Here is an 18,818-nt window from a genome sequence, read left to right on the forward strand (position 1 = left end):
GAATTGCGAAGGGCAATTCGGATGGCAATCCGACCTCTCCCCGAGGGGAGAGGAGGTCGCCGGCGTTAACGCCAGCCTCTTCTCCCCAGCGGGGAGAAGGTGGCCGCGAAGCGGCCGGATGAGGGGGGCCCCCTATGCGATAGCCCTGCCGTTGGGGGGGAGATCGCTGCTTCGCCCATCAGCGCCCCCGCCCGCCTGCCTCCAGCTTCTGCTCGGCCGCAATCAGCATCTCGACAAACCTCGTCACCTTGGGCGGGCGGAAGCGGGCGGCGGGGTAGACTGTGTAGATGCCGCCGGAGGGCAGCCGCCACTCGGGCAGGACCTGCACCAGCCGCCCGGCGGCCAGCTCGTCCCGCACCAGAAAGTCCGGCAGCACCGACAGGCCGGCGCCGGCGCGGACGGCCGCCAGCACTGCCGGCGTCGCGTCAATGGCGATCGTTGCCTGCATGCGCACGACCTGCTGCTCGTTGTCGCCGCGCGAAAATTGCCATAGCAGCGGTTCGCGCAGCGCCATGTTGGCGATGAAGGGCAGCCCGGCAAGGTCTTGCGGTTCCCCGGCCGTGAACCGGCCTTCAAACCCGGCGCCGCACACCATGAATTGTTGGAAGGTGCCGATGCGCCGCGCCTGCAGGCTGGAATCGGCCAGCCAGCCGACGCGGATGGCCACGTCGATGTGGCCGGAAACCAGGTCGATCGTCTCGTCGCCCAGCGTCAGCTCCACCCGGCAGGCGGGATAGCGCGCGCTGAAGGCGGCGACCACCGGCACCACCGCCGACGTGCCGTAGTCGTTGGACGCCGCGATGCGCAGCGTGCCGGTCGGCTCGGCGGCGGCCTGCGCGAGCTCGTCGAAGGCATCCTCGGCCTGCTGCAGAACCTGCAGGCAGCGGGCATGGAATGTCCGGCCGGCCTCGGTCGGATGGACGCGGCGCGTCGTGCGGATCAGCAGCGTCGTTCCGACATCGAGCTCCAGCCGCGCCACCTGTTGGCTGACGACCGCCTTGGTGATGCCCAGCCGCTCGGCGGCCCGCGTGAACGAGCCGGCGTCGACCACCGCCGCGAAATAGGCCAGCCGGTTCAGGTTCATGCGTGGCTCATGGCAGATGCAGCCCCATTGTCAGGCGAAAGCATACATTACGTCTATTTTGTCGGCCTTCAATATGCATTCCGTTTTTGCCATCTTGCGGGCATCGAGGCCGCCGAATTCCGCATTCCCAGGAGACATCCATGTTCACACGGAGAAGCATCATGAAAACCACCCTCGCCGCCGGCGCTGCCGCGGTCTTTGCTCCCGCCGGGCTTGGCCATGCGGCCAGCGGGCTTTCCTGGAAGCATTTTCCCGCCGGCGAAAACGGCTTCTTCCGCGCCCCGGTGCTGGTCTCCGGCGCCACCGAAGCCGTGCTGATCGATTCCGGTTTCACCTACCCCGACGGCCGGGCCGTGGCCGAGGCGATCAAGGCGACCGGCAAGACGCTCACCACCATCTATGTCAGCCAGTCCGACCCCGACTATTATTTCGGCCTCAAGCGGATCAAGCAGACGTTCCCGCAGGCACGGGTGATCGCCGCAGCCGAGACGGTGGCCGCCATCAACGGCAATGTCGAAAAGAAGCTCGCCGTCTGGGGGCCGCAGCTGAAGGAAAATGGCCCGCAGGCGCTGGCCGACGTCGTCATCCCGGAAGCGTTCGACGGCAAGACGCTCAGCGTCGACGGCGAGAGCATCGAGATCGTCGCCGCGGAAGGCCTCGGCAACCGGCGCTATCTGTTCGTGCCGTCGCTGAACGCGGTGTTCGGCGGGGTGATGATCTTTGCCGGCGTGCATGTCTGGACCGCCGACACCCCGACCAGGGAACTGCGCGCCGCCTGGCTGGCCAACCTCGAAAAGATCGCGGCGCGCAAGCCGGCGATCGTCGTGCCTGGGCACATGACGCCTGGGGCGGCGACCGACCTTTCGGGCGTCGAGCACACAAAAACCTATCTCATCGCCTTCGAGGAAGAACTGGCCAAGGCCAAGGACGCTGCCGCGCTGAAGAGCGCCATGGAAGCCCGCTTCCCCGGCCTCGGCATGGGGGTTGCGCTCGACATCGGCTCCAAGGTCGCCACCGGCGAGATGAAGTGGGGCTGAGATTGGCGCCAATCTCGAGCTGATCCGCACCACTTACGAAGGATACGCTCATGGTCCAGCGGGCGTTGACGCCGGGCGCCTGACGGCTGTCATCCGCCGAGACGGTTGGTGCGCTTGCTGGCTTCGGCCTTGGCCCGCGCCTCGACCGCCCTTTCGATCTCGCGCTTCAGCTCGTCCTTGATCGCCACCGTCTCGGCCATCAGCGCCTCGACCTTCATGAAATCGAGCACGCGGTATTTCGACACCGCCGGCCGGATCAGGATGTCGGGCCGGCTCTGGTTCAGCTTACTGGCGATGATCGACTGCATCATCAGCTGCGTGGCGCCGAACATCAGGTCGACGGAGGTCGGGAATTTGCGCCCGGCCTCGGTCGGCGCGCCGACCACGTCGACGGCGATGACGATGTCGGCGTCGAGCTCGATCAGATCGAACGGCACGGGATTGTAGATGCCGCCGTCGATCAGCAGCCTGCCGTCGCGCATCACCGGGCGGAACACCGCCGGGATCGCCGCCGAAGCGGCCAGCGCCGAATGCAGCTCGCCTTCGTCGAGCACCGCGAGCTTGTGGCCATAAAAGTCCGTTGCCGTCACCTTCAGCGGTATTTTGAGTTCGGCGAAAGTCTCGGGGATGGCATCGGGCAGGAACGCCTTGAGGATGCGCTCGACATTGAACTGGCTGACCCGCAAGCCGCCCTGCAACGCTTCGGCAAAGGTGCCGGGCCGCGCCCGCCACATGCGCGTCGCCACTTCGGCGCGGCGGCCGAGGATCGAGCGCGTATAGTCGTGAATGTCCTTGCCGGTCATGCCAGAGGCCATGCCGGCGCCCATGATGGCGCCGATCGACGAGCCAGCGATTGCCGCCGGCCTTATGCCCAGTTCGTCCAGCACCTCGATGACGTGGATATGCGCCAGCCCACGCGCGCCGCCGCCGCCAAAGGCGATGCCGAAGCTAGGGCCGACCGCGGAGCCTTTGCTAGCCCCCATTTCTGACACTCGATGCGGCGGTGCTATCGAAATTGGGCAAATGCCCCGTCATCCGGATTGCCGGCGGTTTGTGGCCGTAGCGCGTCTTTCCTTCTCCCCTTGTGGGAGAAGGTGGATCGGCGCGTAGCGCCGAGACGGATGAGGGGTGTTGGACGGAGTGCCGCCGATGCCAAGCTGGAACACCCCTCATCCGTCGCCTTCGGCGACACCTTCTCCCACAAGGGGAGAAGGGGGAGCCGACCGGGGCGGCGCCAGCGCCTGGAAAACGCGGGCAACGGCTCATCCCTTGCTTCCCAGCTTCGGCCCGACCACCATGACGGCCGGCTCGGCGGAGAGCAGCTTTTTCGCCGCTGCCTTGACCTGGTCCAGCGTCACCGCGTTTATCAGCGCGGCGCGGCGCTGCATGTAGTCGATGCCGAGCTTGCCGAGCTGGATCTCGACCAGCGTTGCGGCGATCGCGCCGGAGGAATTCAGATTGTTGATGGCATAGGCGCCGATCATGTATTTCTTGGTCGCCGCCAGCTCGGCTTCGGTCGGCCCCTCCTCGGCCATGCGCTTGACCACGTCGCGCACCACGGCCAGCGTCTCGGCCGCCCTGTCGGCGCGGGTCGAGGTGGTGATGGAAAGCGCCTCGGAATGCTGGTGGTCGACGAGGTCGGAGCTGACGCTATAGGCCAGGCCGCGCTTCTCGCGCACCTCGTCGAACAGCCGCGAGGTGAAAGTGCCGCCACCGAGGATCTCGTTCATCAGCACCGCGGCGAAGAAATCCGGCGCGTTCCGCTTCACGCCGGGATAGGCGAGTTGCAGCGAGGCCTGCGGCTGGTCGTAAACGACCTCGAGCTGCTGGCCAAGTTTCAGGTCGATGTCGGGAACGGGCGTAAGCGCCTGCTTTTCCGGCAGGCTGCCGAATACCAGGTCGAGCTTCTGCTTCAGCGTCTCGGCGTCGATGGCGCCGACCACCGCGACATGCAGACCGTCGCGGGCGAAATTCGCCTTGTGGAAAGCGCTGAGATCGGACGGCGTGATCGTCGCGATGCTTTGCCTGGTGCCCTGGTCCGGCCGCGCATAGGGATGCCTGCCGTAGATCGCGTCCAGCCATTTGCGCTGGGCGAGCGTATCGGGATCGCGCTCGTTGGCGATGATGCCGGACAGGATTTGCGCGCGGATGCGGTCGATCGGCACCTGGTCGAAGCGCGGCTGGTTGACCGCCACGCGCAGCAGGTCGAAGGCGCCGTCGCGCTGCTCGGCCAGCATGCGCATCGAGCCGTAGATTCCGTCGCGCTGCGCATCGAAGCTCATCTCGGCGCCGACATCGTCAAGCTTGACCTGGAAGGCCTCGCTGTCGAGGTCGCCGGCGCCTTCGTCGAACAGACCGCTCATCAGGTTGGCAAGCCCTTCCTTACCGGGCGGATCCTGCGTCGCGCCGCCATCGAAGACGAAGCGGATGGCGACGATCGGCACCGAATAATCCTCCACCAGCCAGGCGGTGATGCCCTTCGACGAGGTCACCTCCTGGATGTTCATGGCAGCACGAGCCGAAAGCGCCGGCAGGATGAGGAAGACGAGGGAGAGGATGAGGGTCGCTAGAAGAGGGCCGGAGCGCGCGTGCTTCCCTTCTCCCCTTGTGGGAGAAGGTGGATCGGCGCGAAGCGCCGAGACGGTTGAGGGGTGTTGGACGGAGTGCCGTTGGTGCCAAGCTGGAACACCCCTCATCCGACCGAGCTTTGCTCGGCCACCTTCTCCCACAAGGGGAGAAGGGGAGGAGCCCGGGGGAGAAGGCAGAGCGGGACCGTGCTGGTTCATCATCAAATCAATTCCCAGCCTGGGTTTGCGGCAGAAGATAGCCGGTCGTTGCGTGGTCGAGATTGAGATAGCGGGCAGCGACCGCCTTGACCTGGTCGGCGGTGACCTTGCGGATGCGGTCGGGCCATTGCTGGACGTCCTGGACGTTGCCGCCGGTGGCGAGCGTCGAGCCGTAGATGTTGGCCATGTCCTCCTGCTTGTCGCGGGCAAAGATCATCGAGCGGACGAAACGGTCCTTGGATTTTTCCAGCTCATCGCTGGTGACGCCGTCTTTCGCGATGCGGGCGATCTCGACGTCGACCGCGGCCTCGACGTCTGCAAGCTTGGCATCGCCGCGCGGCGCGCCATAGACGGTGAAATTGCTGTCGTCGAGCATGGTGCCTTGGAAGAAGGCGCCGGCCGCGGCGGCTATCCCTTGCCTGACGACAAGCTCCTGGTAGAGCCGGCTGCGGTTGCCGCCGCCGAGGATTTCGGACAGCACGTCGAGCGCTTCGGCTTCGCCGGGCTTTGCCGTGTGATAGGACGGAACCACCCACTGCGTCGTAAAGCTCGGCACGCTGACGCGCCCGTCGGTCAGCGTCACCGTGCGCCTGGTGTTCTGCTCGGGCTCGATCGGGCGGATGCGCGGCGGCAGATCCGGGCCGCGCGCGATCTTGCCATAGGTCTTTTCGGCCAGCGTCTTGACCGTTTCCGGCTCAACATCGCCGGCCACCACCAGCACGGCGTTATTGGGCGTATAATATTTGTTGTAGAAGGCCATCGCGTCGGTGCGGTTCAGCTTCTCCATCTCCTGCATCCAGCCGATGACCGGGATGCGGTAGGGCTGGTTCTGCCACAGCGTGGCGTCGATCTCCTCGTCGAGCACCGCCTGCGGATTGGAGTCGATGCGCGAGCGGCGCTCCTCGAGGATGACGTCGCGCTCGGTCTTGATGACATCGTCGTTGAGGATGAGATTGCGCATGCGGTCGGCCTCGAAGCCCATCATCTCACCGAGCGCCTGCGGCACCACTGTCTCATGAAAAGCGGTGTAGTCGTAGGAGGTGAAGGCGTTGTCCGAGCCGCCGATGGCGGCGACGGCGCGATCGAGCTCGCCGGCCGCATGGTTGCTGGTCGCCTTGAACATCAAATGCTCGAAGAAATGGGCAATGCCGGATTTGCCCGGCGGCTCGTCGGCGCTGCCGATCTTGTACCAGACCATATGGGTGACGATCGGGGCGCGGTGGTCGGGGATGACGACGACCTCCATGCCGTTGTCGAGCAAGAAATCCGTCACTGCGCCGTCGTCGGGATTGTTGTCCGCCAGAGCCGGCTCGGCCATCACCAGGGCCAGTCCCAAGAGCGTTCCGCGCAGCCATTCAGCCTGAAATGTCATAGATGGCTCCGGTTTGGGGTGGAACGATAGGCGGGGTTGCTGGTCGAGGCAAAGCGAATTGTTCGTCATTTTGAAGGCGCGGCTTCCTCGCCAATTGCGGGGCCTCACCCAACCTCGATGAAGCGGATGACCGTCTCGCCATAGTTGCGCTCGTCGACAACCGAAAAGCCCGGCCCTGCCTCGAACGGCGCCGCCGCCGCTTCCTCGACTACGCAGAGCGCGCCGGGGGCGAGCCAGCCGCCGGCCTTGGCCGAGCGCAACGCGCGTTCGCCAAGGCTCTTGCCATAGGGCGGATCGGCAAAGACCAGGCCGAATGCAGCGATGGTGCCCGCCTCGCCCAAGGCCGTCGCGTCGCGACGGAATATCTTGGTGCGCCCAGTGAGGCCGAAAGCCTCGACATTGGTGCGGATCAGGCCGCGCCCTTCGGCGGATTCCTCGATGAAGACAGCATAGGCAGCGCCGCGCGACAGCGCTTCGAGGCCGAGCGCGCCGGTGCCGGCGAACAGGTCGAGCACGCGCGCGCCGTTCAGTTTTTCGGGAAAGCGATGCGCCAGCACGTTGAAGACCGCCTCACGCGTGCGGTCGGTCGTCGGGCGGATGGCAAAGGTGCGGGGCGTCGCCAGCGGACGCCCGCGAAGCTCACCGCCGACGATCCGCATTGCTTCCTTTCGGGCCGCCACGCGGCCGGTCGCCACCGCTATCCGAACGTTCGCCACGAGGCTTGCCGAACGGCTTTGCACCGCCGGGCTTGCCATAAGACGGCTTGAAAGCGGCCTTGCGCGCCTTGTTTTCCGCCGCCTTGGCGGCGTCTGCCTCCGCCCTGCCCTTGCCGATCGGCCGCGCCCCCGGCGCCATCCAGACATTGGCCTTGCGCTGGCCCGGCGGTTCGATCGGCCGCTGCTCGCGTTCGGATTTCTTGCCGCCGAAGCCGCCACGAGGCTTGTCGCCACGGGGTTTGTCCCCGAAGTCGCCGCGTTCAGGTTTGGCGCCACGCTCGCCAAAGCTCCTCTCCGGTTTTGTCGACAGCTTGCCGAGCGCTTCGTCGCGGCTGCCTTCGCGGCGCTTGCGGTTCTTGATCAGGCCGCCCTCGCCGATCGGACGGCGTTCGCCGTCACGGGTGAATTTCGGCCGCTCGGGCTCCTCCTCCCGCTCACGCCTGACCGGCTTGTTGGAAAACGGCTTGGCGATATCGGCGTCGAAATTGGCACCGGACTCTTCGACCAGGCGCTCGCCGAGCTGGTCGCGCAGCACGCGGCCCTTGATCTCCAACACATGGCCTTCCGGCAAATCGTCGAGCTGGAACGGCCCGTAGGAAATGCGGATAAGCCGCGTCACGTCGAGACCGAGCGAGCCCAGGATGTTCCTGACCTCACGGTTCTTGCCTTCCCGCAGGCCGAGCGTCAGCCAGGCATTCGAACCCTGCTCGCGGTCCAGCGTCGCCTCGATGGCGCCATAAAAGACACCGTCAACGGCAATGCCTTCGCGCAGGCCCGCGAGCGCGCTTTCCTCGACCTTGCCGTGGACGCGCACGCGGTAGCGCCGCAGCCAGCCGGTCGCCGGCAGTTCGAGCACGCGCGACAGGCCGCCATCATTGGTGAGCAGCAGCAGCCCTTCGGTGTTGATGTCGAGCCGGCCGATGGTCATCAGCCGCGGCAGCCCGGGGGGCAGCACGTCGAAGACGGTCTTGCGGCCTTCGGGATCGCGGTTGGTGGTGACCACGCCGGCCGGCTTGTTGAACAGGAACAGCCGCGTGCGCTCGATCGGCGGGATCTCCATGCCGTCGAGATGGATGATGTCGCCGGGCATCACGTTGAAGGCCGGCGAGGTCAGCGCCCTGCCGTTGACCTTGACGCGGCCGGCCGCGATCAGTTCCTCGGCATCGCGGCGCGAGGCCAGGCCGGCACGCGCCAGCCGCTTGGCAATGCGTTCGCCGGCTTCTTCCGTTGCCTCGACGCGACGCGGACGCGGCTTGAAGCCGCCCTCCGATGCCGCCTGTGCCCTTTGTGCCCCTTGCGGCCGATCGCCGCCAAAATCACGCTTAGGACGATCCCCGAAGTCACGCTTGGGACGGTCGAAGCGCTTTTCGCCGTGCTCGCCTTCGGCAGCGGCCGGCCGGTCGCCGCGCGGCGCGTAGGGCTTGCGCGGACCTTCGCGCTTCTCATAAGGCTTGCCCTCCGGACGCGGCCCTTTGCTGAATGGCCTCTCGCTGCCTTTGAAGTCGCGCTTCGGCCGCTCGCCTTCGGCAGCTGCTGGCCGGTCGCCGCGCGGTGCATAAGGCTTGCGTGGACCTTCGCGGTTCTCATAAGGCTTGCCTTCCGGACGCGGCCCTTTGCTGAACGGCCTGTCGCCTTCGCGCTTCGGCTTGAAGTCACGCTTCGGCCGTTCGCCTTCGGCCGCCGCCGGCCGATCGCCGCGCGGTGCATAAGGCTTGCGTGGACCTTCGCGCTTCTCATAAGGCTTGCCTTCCGGACGCAGCCCTTTGCCGAACGGCCGGTCGCCTTCGCGCTTCGGCTTGAAGTCGCGTTTCGGCCGTTCGCCTTCGGCCGCCGCCGGCCGATCGCCGCGCGGAGTGTAGGGTTTTTTGACGCCGAAGGACGGCTTGCCACCCTTGCCGGGAGCGCCATCGCGACCACGCGGCCCCGCCGGTTTCGGGCCGGCCTTGCGCGGGAATTTCTTGTTTTTGTCGTCCATGTGGCCTTTGCTCGTTTGCGCGGGTAGTAACAGGATCGCGCTCTAGTGGCGAGGAGATAATCGGAATGGAAACCGCGTGAGGCGGCAGGATTTCATGGCGCTGGCGCTGAAAGAAGCCGAAGCCGCCGCCCTGCGTGGCGAGGTGCCGGTTGGCGCGGTCGTCGTCGGCGGCGATACGGTCGTTGCGAGTGCCGGCAACCGCACCCGCGAGTTCGCCGATCCGACCGCCCATGCCGAGATGCTGGCGATCCGCGAGGCCTGCCGCAAGCTTTCCAGCGAGCGGCTCAGCGGCCACGATCTCTATGTGACGCTGGAGCCGTGCACCATGTGCGCCGGCGCCATCTCTTTCGCCAGGCTGCGCCGGCTCTATTTCGGCGTCGCCGACGAGAAGGGCGGCGCAGTCGTCAATGGCGTTCGCTTCTTCACGTCACCGACCTGCCATCATGTGCCCGACATCTATCCTGGCATGGCCGAGAACGCTGCAGCAGCATTGCTGAAGGACTTTTTTCGCGAGCGACGCGGACCCTGATTTTCCTGGTTCGGCAGACGGACCGAATCCAAGTCAGCCAATCCAGTTCAGCCAATCCAGGCCAGAACGTCTCTGGCGCCGTCAGTCTACCAGGGCAGCCAGTCGAACATGCCGCTGCTCTTGCTCTTGGCGGCCGCCTCCCTTTTGAGGCGGCGTTCCTTCTTGTACTCGTCCTCGCCGAGGTCACCCTGCGGCGCAGTGTCGGCGGCAGCGCGGTATTGCACCGGCGGCTCGCTCAGATATCTGCGGGTGGTCGGGTCGCCCTGTTTGCCTTCAGCCCGGCGGCGCATGATTTCCGCGGCGCGGTCCTTGTCCGAATCGGCCGGAGTCCAGGCTGGCGGGTGGCTCGAGCCCGACTGCTTCAGCGCGGCCTTGACCGACGCCGGATCCGTCTGCACGTCATCGATGACCTGCGCCTGGTAGGCCGGGTCGTCCTGATGCAGGGTGGCATCGGCGCGCAGGCGGGCACGGCGCTGCTCCGGCGATTCGGGCCATTCGGCACTCGCCGTCTCGATGCTTTCCTGCGGCGGCGGCAAGACTTCCTTCTGCCCCGGCCCTGGCTTCACCAGCGTGGGGCGCGGCTTGTAGTCGATACTATCCTTGCGTTTGGGTGCGAAGGAAAAAGCCCCGGTGAGGTCGCCGGCAAGCTGCGCGCCCGCGGTCTTGTCGGTCCCGTAGGTGGGCGAGCCCATGCAGCCGGACAAGGCGAGGCTCGATACGACAAGCGGCGCCAGCAGCGCGACGCGCGCGTAAGTTCTCTCGGTCATGCCAAAAAGTCCCACTGTAGACAGCCTCTCGATTGCCGCCGGCCAAAGAAAGGTCCGGCCCCCATCGCCTATGCTCTTCCGACGGAATTCCGGCGACAATTTGTCGTCCGGAGTTTCGCGTGTTTACCTCAACCACTCGTTAAGGGCAACGCACGGGGGCCGATCGGCCGCCCGCCGTGGCAATTGTGCACCGCCTTAAAGGCGGCTCAAAGCCTTCAGCTCATGCAGGACAGCTGCGTCACGGGCCGAAACATCCGGGAATTCCGGATCTGAGCCGACATCGGCGGTGTAGCGCCAGGAGCGTGCGCATTTCACCAGGCCGCGGTCCTCCGCCTTCTCAACGACCACGGCGACGCCTTTGACATCGTCGAGGGTAAAGCCGCCCGCCGGCGCCTTGCCGTGCGCGATAACCAGATCGCTGGTGATCGCCATCTCGGCCATGTCGACATCGGCGATCGCCGCTTCGAGTAGGGCATCGTCGAGAGTGACGACCGGCACCGCTTCCAGCGAAGAGCCGATGACCTTCTGCGCGCGGGCGATCTCCAGCGCGCCGGTGACGACACGGCGGACCTGCCGCACCTTGCGCCACTTCTCCGCCAGCGCCTCGTCCTTCCAGTCCGCCGGGATCTCCGGGAACTGGTCGAGATGCACCGAGACGACATCCGGATGACGGTCGAGCCAAGCCTCTTCCATGGTGAAAGGCAGCATCGGCGCCAGCCATTTCACCAGACAGTCGAAGAGATGGCGCACCACCTGCACGGAAGCCTTGCGCTTCACGCTGGAAGGCGCTTCGCAGTAGAGCGCATCCTTGCGGATATCGAAATAGAAGGCCGACAGCTCGATCACCATGAAGTCGAGCAGCGCGCGGGTGATGCGCTTGAATTCGAAGGCGTCGTAGCCCGAGCGTACGACTTCATCGAGCTCGGCGAGCCGGTGCAGCATCAGCCGCTCCAGCTCCGGCATCTTGTCCAGCGGCACCTCCTCGCCATCGTCATGGGCGAGCGTGCCCAGCATCCAGCGGATGGTGTTGCGCAGCTTGCGGTAGGCGTCGATGTTGGTCTGCAGCACGTTTTTGCCGAGCCGCTGGTCTTCCCAATAATCGGTCGTCACCACCCACAGCCGCAAGATGTCGGCGCCGGACTGTTTGATGACGTCCTGCGGCACGACGGTGTTGCCGAGCGACTTCGACATTTTCCGCCCCTCCTCATCCATGGTGAAGCCATGGGTGACGACGGTTTCGTAGGGCGCCCTGCCCCTGGTGCCGCAGCTTTCGAGCAGCGAGGAGTGGAACCAGCCGCGATGCTGATCGGAGCCTTCGAGATAGACGTCGGCCGGCCATTTCAGGTCGGGCCGGTCCTCAAGCGTGAAGGCATGCGTCGAGCCTGAATCGAACCAGACATCGAGGATGTCCATCACCTGCTGCCATTTCGAGGCATCGTGATTGCCGAGGAAACGCTCCTTGGCGCCGGCGGCGAACCAGGCGTCGGCACCTTCCTTCTCGAAGGCGTCCATGATGCGCTGGTTGACTGCCTCGTCGCGCAGGACATTGCCGTCGGCATCGGCAAAGACGGCGATCGGCACGCCCCAGGCGCGCTGGCGCGACAGCACCCAGTCAGGGCGCTCCTCGATCATGGCGCGGATGCGGTTCTGGCCGGCGGCGGGTACGAAACGGGTATCGTCGATGGCTTTCAGGGCGCGGCTGCGCAGCGTCGTGCCGTCGCCAAGCTCCTTGTCCATATAGACGAACCATTGCGGCGTGTTGCGGAAGATGATCGGCTTCTTCGAGCGCCAGGAATGCGGATAGGAGTGCTTCAGCCGGCCGCGCGCGAACAGCGCGTTTCGCTTGATCAGCTCGTCGATGACGGCCTGGTTGGCGTTGCCCTTCTTGCCATCGTCGTCGATAACGCGCGCCGCTCCACCCTCGCGGTCCGGGCCGAAGCCCGGCGCGTCCTTGGTGAAGAAGCCGGCATCGTCGACGGTGAAGGGGATCGCGGTGTCGATGCCACGCTGGCGAAGATCAGAGGCGGCATCCATCCAGGCGTCGAAGTCTTCTCGGCCGTGTCCCGGCGCGGTGTGGACGAATCCGGTGCCCGCATCGTCGGTGACATGATCGCCGGCCAGCATAGGCACAGGGAATTCGTAGCCACCACCCAGACTTTTGAGGGGATGCGAAAGCGTAAGATTTTCAAGCTCTTCGGCGCCAACGCCGCGAAGACGATTCAGGGTGACCTTGGCCTTCGCGGCAGCGTCGTCTGCAAGTTTCTCGGCAAAGATCAGCTTTTCGCCGGGCTGGGGGCCAAAGGCGTTCTCGGCCGCCGTGACCTCGTAGAGACCATAGTTGATGCGCGGCGAGTAATTGACGGCGCGGTTGCCGGGGATGGTCCACGGCGTCGTGGTCCAGATGACGACGTTGGCATCAAGCAGATCGAGCGACGTCTGCGTCAGCTTGGGATCCAGGGCTGGCTGCCCATCATCGATGTTGATGACCTGGCGAGCGAGGCTGACGACCGGAAACTTCGCCCAGATCGTGTCCGACTCATAGTCCTGGTATTCGACCTCCGCCTCGGCCAGCGCGGTGCGCTCGACCACACTCCACATCACCGGCTTGGAGCCGCGATAGAGCTGGCCGGACATGGCGAATTTCAGCAGCTCGCCGGCGATGCGCGCCTCGGCGTGGAAAGCCATCGTCGTATAGGGATTGTCGAAGTCGCCGACGACGCCGAGGCGCTGGAATTCGGAACCCTGCACCTTGATCCAGTGCGCCGCAAACTCGCGGCATTCCTGCCGGAACTCGTTGACCGGCACCTGGTCCTTGTTCTTGCCCTTGGCGCGGTACTGCTCTTCGATCTTCCATTCGATCGGCAGGCCGTGGCAATCCCAACCGGGTACATAGTTCGAGTCATAGCCGCGCATCTGGAATGAGCGGGTGATGACGTCCTTGAGGATCTTGTTCAGCGCATGGCCGATATGAATGTTGCCATTGGCATAGGGCGGGCCGTCGTGCAGCACGTATTTTTCGCGGCCGGCTGCGTCTTCGCGCAGCTTGCGGTAAAGGTCCATATCCTGCCAGCGCTTGACCAGCAGCGGTTCCTTTTCCGGCAAACCGGCGCGCATCGGAAAATCCGTCTGCGGCAGGTAGAGCGTTTTGGAATAGTCGATCGTCTCGGCGGTCTCGGTATCAGTCATTCGTCTGCCATATGCGTTGCCCGTCGGCAAAAGAGCCCGGGCGTTGAACTATCATGATCTGGAAAAAGCGCGAGAGGCCGCGCGCAAGATTCCCGGCGGCTCCGGCGGCGGTCAAGCCGCCCGGAACACCGGGCCTGTAATTCGTATCGCAGTCGCGAGAAGGCGCGAAAAGCTCGTCATGGCTGGGCTTTTAACTGAGACCGGCGATGTTGAAAAGCCCGAACTCTGATGCTTCCGCTAGGAGCGTACACCAATTGCGCCTATGTTTGTCGGTAGATGGCGTCGAGAGACCAGCATCTTCGGTTTGCATTTCACAGTTTAGCGCGCTGGAAGGACGGAATGTGACCCTGACGACTACCGAGTCCGCCTTGCGACTTGAACGCATTTCAACGATGGCGAATCGCGTTTTTGGCAACCATGAAAAGGCGCAACGCTGGCTGCGTAAGCGAAGTCGGGTTCTCAACGACGCGCCCATCGATCTCCTTCAGTCTGCAACAGGTGCCACGCTTGTGGAAGAGGAACTCAATCGGATCGGCTACGGCATAGTCGTCTGAGCCTTGCGGCTCTCCGTCGTGCACAACCCGCCCGCTCACATCGAGAAATCGAAGCGATAGGTCGTCGACACGCCGATCATGAACTGATCCCTGGAGCCCCGCTCCTTGACCAGGCTGGAATCGGCGGCCGGGCCCATCAGGCGGGAATATTCGCCGAACAGACTGGCCGTCATCGGCTCGGTCACCTTCCAGGTCACCGCGCCGCCCAGGCCCGCAGATTTCACCCCGCCGCCTGGATGATATTCGCTGAGCCCCGAGGCCAGTGACTCCTTGGCATCAACGCCATAATAGGCGTCGAAATAGTCCGATGAGGCGAATGAAATGCGCGGCCCGCCGGAAATCCTGACGTCGGGCGTCACATCGTAAAAGGCGTCGGCGGCGATGTCGGCGACAAAGCCGTTATGGGCGCGAATGCCGTGCCGCAATTCGGCGCGGGCACGCAGCCAATCCAAAGGATAGAATTCGAAGAAGCCGCCAGCCTCGCCGCCCCAGCGCACCGGGTCGAGACCCTTCAATTCGTCGGCGTCACCACCATCGCGGGAAAACAGGAACTTGCCTGTCAGGCCGGCGCGGACGCCGCCATCGTCGATCAATGCCAATGAGATATTGTCGTTGCGCGAGTTGAAGCGCGCCGCGGGACCAGCCTTGCCGAGCGAGATGATCGGCGAGGCGCTGAGCAGGTACTTCTTGCCGCCCTCGAAATTCGGCGCGACCATGCCGGTGGCGCCGACCGTCAGGTACCAGTCTCCGGACAGCCAGCCGAAGGTGCCCTCGCCGGCCTTGGCAACGCCGCAGGTGCCGAGCATGAATGCGGCCAAGACCGTCGGGATCGTCGGGACTGACCGCATCGTTACTCCATACGTCGAACGCATTGGCCGATACAACCAGCCTTCATCCAAGCCATGGCGCCATTTCGGTAAAATTTGACTTAATATCCGTAACATTGGCGGCGTTGGCCCTGTTTTCCGCATAGCAACGAATCGTATTGGCGCACCAAGATCCCAGATCAAGACGTCTGGAATGCGCCAGCAGTTGCCTCGGCAAGGGTTATAAATACTCGTGGACAAACGTGCCCGCGCTGTGAAGAGCGCGGCGACCGGCACTCAACCGCGCATTCCAAACCGGCCAAGCGTGAATCATATGCGGCCAAATTTCGAGACGTACTTTGACGTCAGTCGCGCCAGCGGCTTCCGCGAGCCGAGTTGCGTCCGACAACAGCGTCTCGGCCGAACCGACTTGTATAAGCATTGGGGGAAATCCGCTCAGATCGGCGAACAACGGCGAGATCAGGGGATCGCGCCGACCAACGCCATTGGGAACATAGGCGGTTGCCAGTTCCTCCAAATACGCCCGGTGGATGATGGGGTCGATTGCGTCCTTGGTTGATAGTGTCGCGCCGGACATCGAAAGGTCCGTCCAGGGCGAAACCAGCCAAAGACATCGCGGCAACGGCTCGCCTGCCGCGCGCAATATACTGACCAGGCACAGGGTGAGGTTGCCGCCCGCACTGTCTCCGCCAACCACGATGCGATCCGGCGCGATCCCTTGCCGCCTCAGAAAGCGCCATGCGGTGAGTGCGTCTTCATGTTGCGCAGGGAAAGGATGTTCCGGTGCGCGTCGATAGTCGATCGCGAGAGTGCGCATTCCCATTGCCCGACCTGCCTCTGTCACCATTCGACGATGACTTTTAGGAGAGCCGGAGCAGTAGCCACCACCGTGGAAAAACAGCAGAACCTTATCCCTGTCACTCGCAGGCGCCAGGGACCACTCTCCCTCGAGGCCATCGAAAACCACATCCTCGCATCGGATGTCCTCGGCAATCGGCCACACCGAACCAACCTCGTCGAGCCGTGCCCGGCGTTCGTCCCAGCGGACCGTTCGTGGCTTTGAGGTCAACAACCTGCGGACGGCGTTGATCTCCGTCAGATCGAGGTGTTCGTCCACGTCGCCCATTTTGCTTCCCTAGCCTCAGCAAGCGTAGAAAACGGCGTACAGCAGCACGTCATCGATAAAGGGCCAATGCCAGCGCTGGGGATTTTTCGTTACACTTGCGTCATGGCGAATACACGAGACGGCGGGTCGCCCCTAAACCCACTCGTCATCTTTAGCACTCCCCTCGCATATGGTCGAATATTCCATCTGATATTTGGCCTCTTCGGGACAAAGCGGAAGTGTGGCAAGCGGATCGCTCGGGGCGTGGCGCTCGCAGCCTGCTCGCTGGACGGGCAAGGCGATCGGCGCTACCTTCCGGAACAAAGAAGCTAGGCAACCTTGAGGGAGAAGGGTGATGACACTGCACGGCGACGCCTTGAAAGACGCCATTGGCCAGACGCGGGCGAAGTGGGGATGGTTCGTCGCGCTTGGGGTGCTGCTGCTTGTCTTCGGCGGCATCGCTTTCGGCAATCTGTTCATCGCAACCGTCGCCTCCGTCTTTGTCGTGGGCTGGCTGATGCTGATGGCCGGCGTTGTCGAGATCATCCATGCCTTCGGCGTGAAGACATGGGGCCGCTTCTTCTATTGGCTGCTCAGCGGCCTCCTCTACGCCGTCGCCGGCTTCTTCGCCTTCGACAATCCGGTCCTCGCCTCGACGGTGCTAACCTTCCTCCTGGCAGTCGCACTCCTTGCTTCAGGCGTGCTCAGGGCCTGGGTCGGCTACAGCCACCGGCCGCAGCCGGGCTGGGGCTGGGTGGTCGCGGCCGGCATCATCAGCGCGCTGGCGGGACTGGTCATCGCCATGGGCTGGCCGGTCAACAGCGTGTGGGTGCTCGGCCTGTTCCTGGCCGTCGACCTGATTTTCCAAGGCTGGACCTTCATTGCCGTCGGCTTGGCGCTGAAAAAGTAGATTCAGAAAGCTATGGCCGCGTCGAGCCCGGAAAGCGGCCTGACGCCGGCGAGCAGTGCCTTCGCCTCAGCCTCATCGCGCTTCATCTGTGCGACCAGCGCATCAAGCCCGTCGAACTTCACCTCCGAACGCAGGTAGCCGAAAAAGGACACGGCACAAATCTCGCCGTAGAGGTCGCCGGAAAAGTCGAACACAAAAGTCTCCAGCAATGGTGCGCCATTGTCGTCGACCGTCGGCCGGCGGCCGAAGCTGGCGACGCCATCATGAAGCGAGCCGTCGGCGCGGCGGAAGCGGACTGCATAAATTCCGTCCTTCAGGGTGGCTTCCGGCGAAAGCCTCATGTTTGCGGTCGGAAAGCCGAGTGTCCGGCCGAGCTGCTGGCCGCCGATCACCTCCGCCTCGACGGTGAAACGGTAGCCGAGCAGGCCGGCGGCCTCGGCCACATTGCCCTCGCACAGCAGCGTGCGAATGCGGCTCGACGACACCACCTCGGCGCTTTCGTCGCGGAAGGCATCGACCAGCGTGACGCCGAAGCCGTGGCGCTCGCCGGCCGCCATCAGATAGGCCGGGCCGCCTTGGCGGTCCTTGCCGAAATGGAAATCGAAGCCGGTGACGGCGTGGCTTATGCCGAGGTTGCGCTCGAGCACGCCGGTGACGAAAGCCTCCGCCGACAAGGAGGCGAACTCGCGTGTGAACGGCTGCTCGACCAGCGCCGCAAAGCCCAGATGCGACAGCAGCCGCGCCTTCATCGGCGGTGGCGTCAACACGAACAGCGGCATGTCCGGCCTGAACACTTTTCGCGGATGCGGCACGAAGGTCAGCACCAGGGCAGGTACGCCGCGACGCTCCGCTTCGGCGCGCGCGCGTTCGAGCACCGCCTGGTGGCCGCGGTGGACGCCGTCGAAATTGCCGATCGCCACCACGCCGCCACGCAGATGGGCCGGCAGCGGTGCGGTTGCGGAAATGCGTTCGAACATTGCCGTCATAGCTTGAACCTATTGCAGTCTGGGCTTGAACCTATTGCAGTCTGGGCCTGAACTTATTGCAGTCTGGGAATCACCGCGACCGGCCTGTAGCCGTATTTTTCGAGAAAGGCCGCGAGCCTGGCCGGGTCTGGCTGCAGCGCTTCACCGTAATCGCGGGCATGGATGCCGCCCGATACGTAGAGCACGTCGAAGCCATTATCGGCCGCGCCCTTGATGTCGGTCATCATGCCGTCGCCGATGGCCAGAACTTGCGAACGCTCGACCGTGCGGCCGAGAATGACGGCGATCTCTTTCATGGCGACCTCATAAACCGGCGCATAGGGTTTCCCGGCGATCAGGGTGCGCCCGCCAAGCTGCGCGTATTCGCGGGCCAAAGCCCCTGCGCACCAGATCATGCGTTCGCCGCGCTCGACGACGATGTCGGGATTGGCGCAGATGAAGGGCAGGTTCCTGGCACGCAGCCGCCGCAGAAGATCGGCATAATCTTCCGGCTTTTCCACCTCGTCATTGAACAAGCCGGTGCAGACCACGCCGGATGCTTCGAACTCCTCGACAAGCTCGACGTCGAGACCATCATAGAGCGTGAAATCTCGATCGGCGCCTATATGGAAGATCTTTCGCGGCCCGTCGGCGATCAGGTCGCGGGTCACGTCGCCGGACGTCACGACACGATCGTAGGCGGCGGAAGGAACACCGATAGCGTTCATCTGCGCCACCACGTCGGCGCTGCGGCGCGGCGAATTGGTGATCAGCACGACAGGTATTTTCGCCGCGCGAGCAGTGATCAGCGCGGCAGCAGCCGCGGGGAAATGCCATTCGCCATTGTGCACCACGCCCCAGACATCGCACAGGATGGCTGAATAGGCTCCCGACAGGTCTGCGAGCGAACCGATGATGTCGGGCGAATCCGCCATGCCGTTGTCCCTGTACCATGATGCTTGCAAGCGCCGCGACCGACGGTCCGTAGCGGCCGGCCCGGATTAA

At 64.4% G+C, this 18,818-nt stretch carries 17 protein-coding genes; 5 read left to right on the plus strand and 12 right to left on the minus strand.

What is annotated here, in order from left to right:
* Positions 1-178: 178 nt before the first annotated feature.
* Positions 179-1,084 carry a LysR family transcriptional regulator gene (locus tag NKI50_RS22265; RefSeq protein WP_023717138.1) on the minus strand — a complete coding sequence of 302 codons (906 nt, stop codon included), beginning with the start codon at positions 1,082-1,084 and terminating at the stop codon, positions 179-181.
* Positions 1,085-1,224: 140 nt separating this feature from the next.
* Between NKI50_RS22265 and NKI50_RS22270 the strand changes: the two genes are divergently transcribed.
* Positions 1,225-2,121, plus strand: coding sequence for an MBL fold metallo-hydrolase (locus NKI50_RS22270; RefSeq protein ID WP_031193462.1), 897 nt, complete (start codon positions 1,225-1,227; stop codon positions 2,119-2,121).
* An 89-nt stretch (positions 2,122-2,210) separates the two neighbouring features.
* Here the strand turns inward: NKI50_RS22270 and NKI50_RS22275 are convergent, their stop codons facing one another.
* From NKI50_RS22275 to NKI50_RS22295, 5 genes are all read right to left on the minus strand, one after another.
* Positions 2,211-3,104: a patatin-like phospholipase family protein gene (locus tag NKI50_RS22275; RefSeq protein ID WP_023717135.1), complete on the minus strand. Its 894-nt coding sequence runs from the start codon at positions 3,102-3,104 to the stop codon at positions 2,211-2,213.
* 279 nt (positions 3,105-3,383) lie between these two features.
* Positions 3,384-4,628 (minus strand): M16 family metallopeptidase, encoded by a 1,245-nt coding sequence (locus NKI50_RS22280; RefSeq protein WP_036244232.1) that lies wholly within the window; start codon positions 4,626-4,628, stop codon positions 3,384-3,386.
* A gap of 286 nt (positions 4,629-4,914) precedes the next feature.
* Positions 4,915-6,279, minus strand: a complete 1,365-nt coding sequence (locus tag NKI50_RS22285) for a M16 family metallopeptidase (RefSeq protein WP_023717133.1) — start codon at positions 6,277-6,279, stop codon at positions 4,915-4,917.
* Positions 6,280-6,383: 104 nt separating this feature from the next.
* Positions 6,384-6,938, minus strand: coding sequence for a 16S rRNA (guanine(966)-N(2))-methyltransferase RsmD (rsmD, locus tag NKI50_RS22290; RefSeq protein WP_023717132.1), 555 nt, complete (start codon positions 6,936-6,938; stop codon positions 6,384-6,386).
* Positions 6,919-8,970 (minus strand): pseudouridine synthase, encoded by a 2,052-nt coding sequence (locus tag NKI50_RS22295; protein ID WP_023717131.1) that lies wholly within the window; start codon positions 8,968-8,970, stop codon positions 6,919-6,921. The genes rsmD and NKI50_RS22295 overlap by 20 nt, the downstream gene beginning before the upstream one ends.
* 76 nt (positions 8,971-9,046) lie before the next feature.
* On the opposite strand from NKI50_RS22295, the gene NKI50_RS22300 reads away from it, so the two are divergent.
* Positions 9,047-9,499 carry a nucleoside deaminase gene (locus tag NKI50_RS22300; RefSeq protein WP_023717130.1) on the plus strand — a complete coding sequence of 151 codons (453 nt, stop codon included), beginning with the start codon at positions 9,047-9,049 and terminating at the stop codon, positions 9,497-9,499.
* Between the two features lie 86 nt (positions 9,500-9,585).
* Here the strand turns inward: NKI50_RS22300 and NKI50_RS22305 are convergent, their stop codons facing one another.
* Both NKI50_RS22305 and ileS read right to left on the minus strand, forming a co-directional pair.
* A complete protein-coding gene (locus tag NKI50_RS22305) occupies positions 9,586-10,266 on the minus strand; it encodes a hypothetical protein (RefSeq protein ID WP_023717129.1) in 681 nt (226 codons plus the stop codon).
* 195 nt (positions 10,267-10,461) lie between these two features.
* Positions 10,462-13,452: an isoleucine--tRNA ligase gene (ileS, locus tag NKI50_RS22310; protein ID WP_023717128.1), complete on the minus strand. Its 2,991-nt coding sequence runs from the start codon at positions 13,450-13,452 to the stop codon at positions 10,462-10,464.
* A 43-nt stretch (positions 13,453-13,495) separates the two neighbouring features.
* Here ileS and NKI50_RS22315 point away from each other — a divergent pair, with 43 nt between their 5' ends.
* Together NKI50_RS22315 and NKI50_RS22320 are read left to right on the plus strand one after the other, a co-directional pair.
* Positions 13,496-13,681, plus strand: a complete 186-nt coding sequence (locus tag NKI50_RS22315) for a hypothetical protein (protein ID WP_023717127.1) — start codon at positions 13,496-13,498, stop codon at positions 13,679-13,681.
* Between the two features lie 112 nt (positions 13,682-13,793).
* The gene (locus tag NKI50_RS22320; RefSeq protein WP_023717126.1) at positions 13,794-14,006 is read left to right on the plus strand and encodes an MbcA/ParS/Xre antitoxin family protein; all 213 of its coding nucleotides are present in this window, start codon (positions 13,794-13,796) and stop codon (positions 14,004-14,006) included.
* 35 nt (positions 14,007-14,041) lie between these two features.
* On the opposite strand, the gene NKI50_RS22325 is transcribed toward NKI50_RS22320, so the two are convergent.
* Positions 14,042-14,854, minus strand: a complete 813-nt coding sequence (locus NKI50_RS22325; protein ID WP_352717583.1) for a MipA/OmpV family protein — start codon at positions 14,852-14,854, stop codon at positions 14,042-14,044.
* A gap of 199 nt (positions 14,855-15,053) precedes the next feature.
* A complete protein-coding gene (locus NKI50_RS22330) occupies positions 15,054-15,959 on the minus strand; it encodes an alpha/beta hydrolase (protein ID WP_031193457.1) in 906 nt (301 codons plus the stop codon).
* A gap of 334 nt (positions 15,960-16,293) precedes the next feature.
* Here NKI50_RS22330 and NKI50_RS22335 point away from each other — a divergent pair, with 334 nt between their 5' ends.
* Positions 16,294-16,848: an HdeD family acid-resistance protein gene (locus NKI50_RS22335; protein WP_023717123.1), complete on the plus strand. Its 555-nt coding sequence runs from the start codon at positions 16,294-16,296 to the stop codon at positions 16,846-16,848.
* A 2-nt stretch (positions 16,849-16,850) separates the two neighbouring features.
* Here NKI50_RS22335 and NKI50_RS22340 read toward each other — a convergent pair whose 3' ends face one another.
* Positions 16,851-17,834: a bifunctional riboflavin kinase/FAD synthetase gene (locus tag NKI50_RS22340; RefSeq protein WP_023717122.1), complete on the minus strand. Its 984-nt coding sequence runs from the start codon at positions 17,832-17,834 to the stop codon at positions 16,851-16,853.
* A gap of 53 nt (positions 17,835-17,887) precedes the next feature.
* Positions 17,888-18,748, minus strand: coding sequence for a TIGR01459 family HAD-type hydrolase (locus NKI50_RS22345; protein WP_023717121.1), 861 nt, complete (start codon positions 18,746-18,748; stop codon positions 17,888-17,890).
* Positions 18,749-18,818: the final 70 nt, after the last annotated feature.

The sequence above is a fragment of the Mesorhizobium sp. M0563 genome (genome assembly GCF_040321065.1).
In the GTDB taxonomy this organism is placed as follows: domain Bacteria; phylum Pseudomonadota; class Alphaproteobacteria; order Rhizobiales; family Rhizobiaceae; genus Mesorhizobium.

Coding starts and splice junctions, on each gene's coding strand:
- NKI50_RS22265 (WP_023717138.1), bottom strand. CDS start 1,084: ATGAACCTGAACCGGCTGGCCTATTTCGCGGCGGTGGTCGACGCCGGC.
- NKI50_RS22270 (WP_031193462.1), top strand. CDS start 1,225: ATGTTCACACGGAGAAGCATCATGAAAACCACCCTCGCCGCCGGCGCT.
- NKI50_RS22275 (WP_023717135.1), bottom strand. CDS start 3,104: ATGGGGGCTAGCAAAGGCTCCGCGGTCGGCCCTAGCTTCGGCATCGCC.
- NKI50_RS22280 (WP_036244232.1), bottom strand. CDS start 4,628: ATGAACATCCAGGAGGTGACCTCGTCGAAGGGCATCACCGCCTGGCTG.
- NKI50_RS22285 (WP_023717133.1), bottom strand. CDS start 6,279: ATGACATTTCAGGCTGAATGGCTGCGCGGAACGCTCTTGGGACTGGCC.
- rsmD (WP_023717132.1), bottom strand. CDS start 6,938: ATGCGGATCGTCGGCGGTGAGCTTCGCGGGCGTCCGCTGGCGACGCCC.
- NKI50_RS22295 (WP_023717131.1), bottom strand. CDS start 8,970: ATGGACGACAAAAACAAGAAATTCCCGCGCAAGGCCGGCCCGAAACCG.
- NKI50_RS22305 (WP_023717129.1), bottom strand. CDS start 10,266: ATGACCGAGAGAACTTACGCGCGCGTCGCGCTGCTGGCGCCGCTTGTC.
- ileS (WP_023717128.1), bottom strand. CDS start 13,452: ATGACTGATACCGAGACCGCCGAGACGATCGACTATTCCAAAACGCTC.
- NKI50_RS22325 (WP_352717583.1), bottom strand. CDS start 14,854: ATGCGGTCAGTCCCGACGATCCCGACGGTCTTGGCCGCATTCATGCTC.
- NKI50_RS22330 (WP_031193457.1), bottom strand. CDS start 15,959: ATGGGCGACGTGGACGAACACCTCGATCTGACGGAGATCAACGCCGTC.
- NKI50_RS22335 (WP_023717123.1), top strand. CDS start 16,294: ATGACACTGCACGGCGACGCCTTGAAAGACGCCATTGGCCAGACGCGG.
- NKI50_RS22340 (WP_023717122.1), bottom strand. CDS start 17,834: ATGACGGCAATGTTCGAACGCATTTCCGCAACCGCACCGCTGCCGGCC.
- NKI50_RS22345 (WP_023717121.1), bottom strand. CDS start 18,748: ATGGCGGATTCGCCCGACATCATCGGTTCGCTCGCAGACCTGTCGGGA.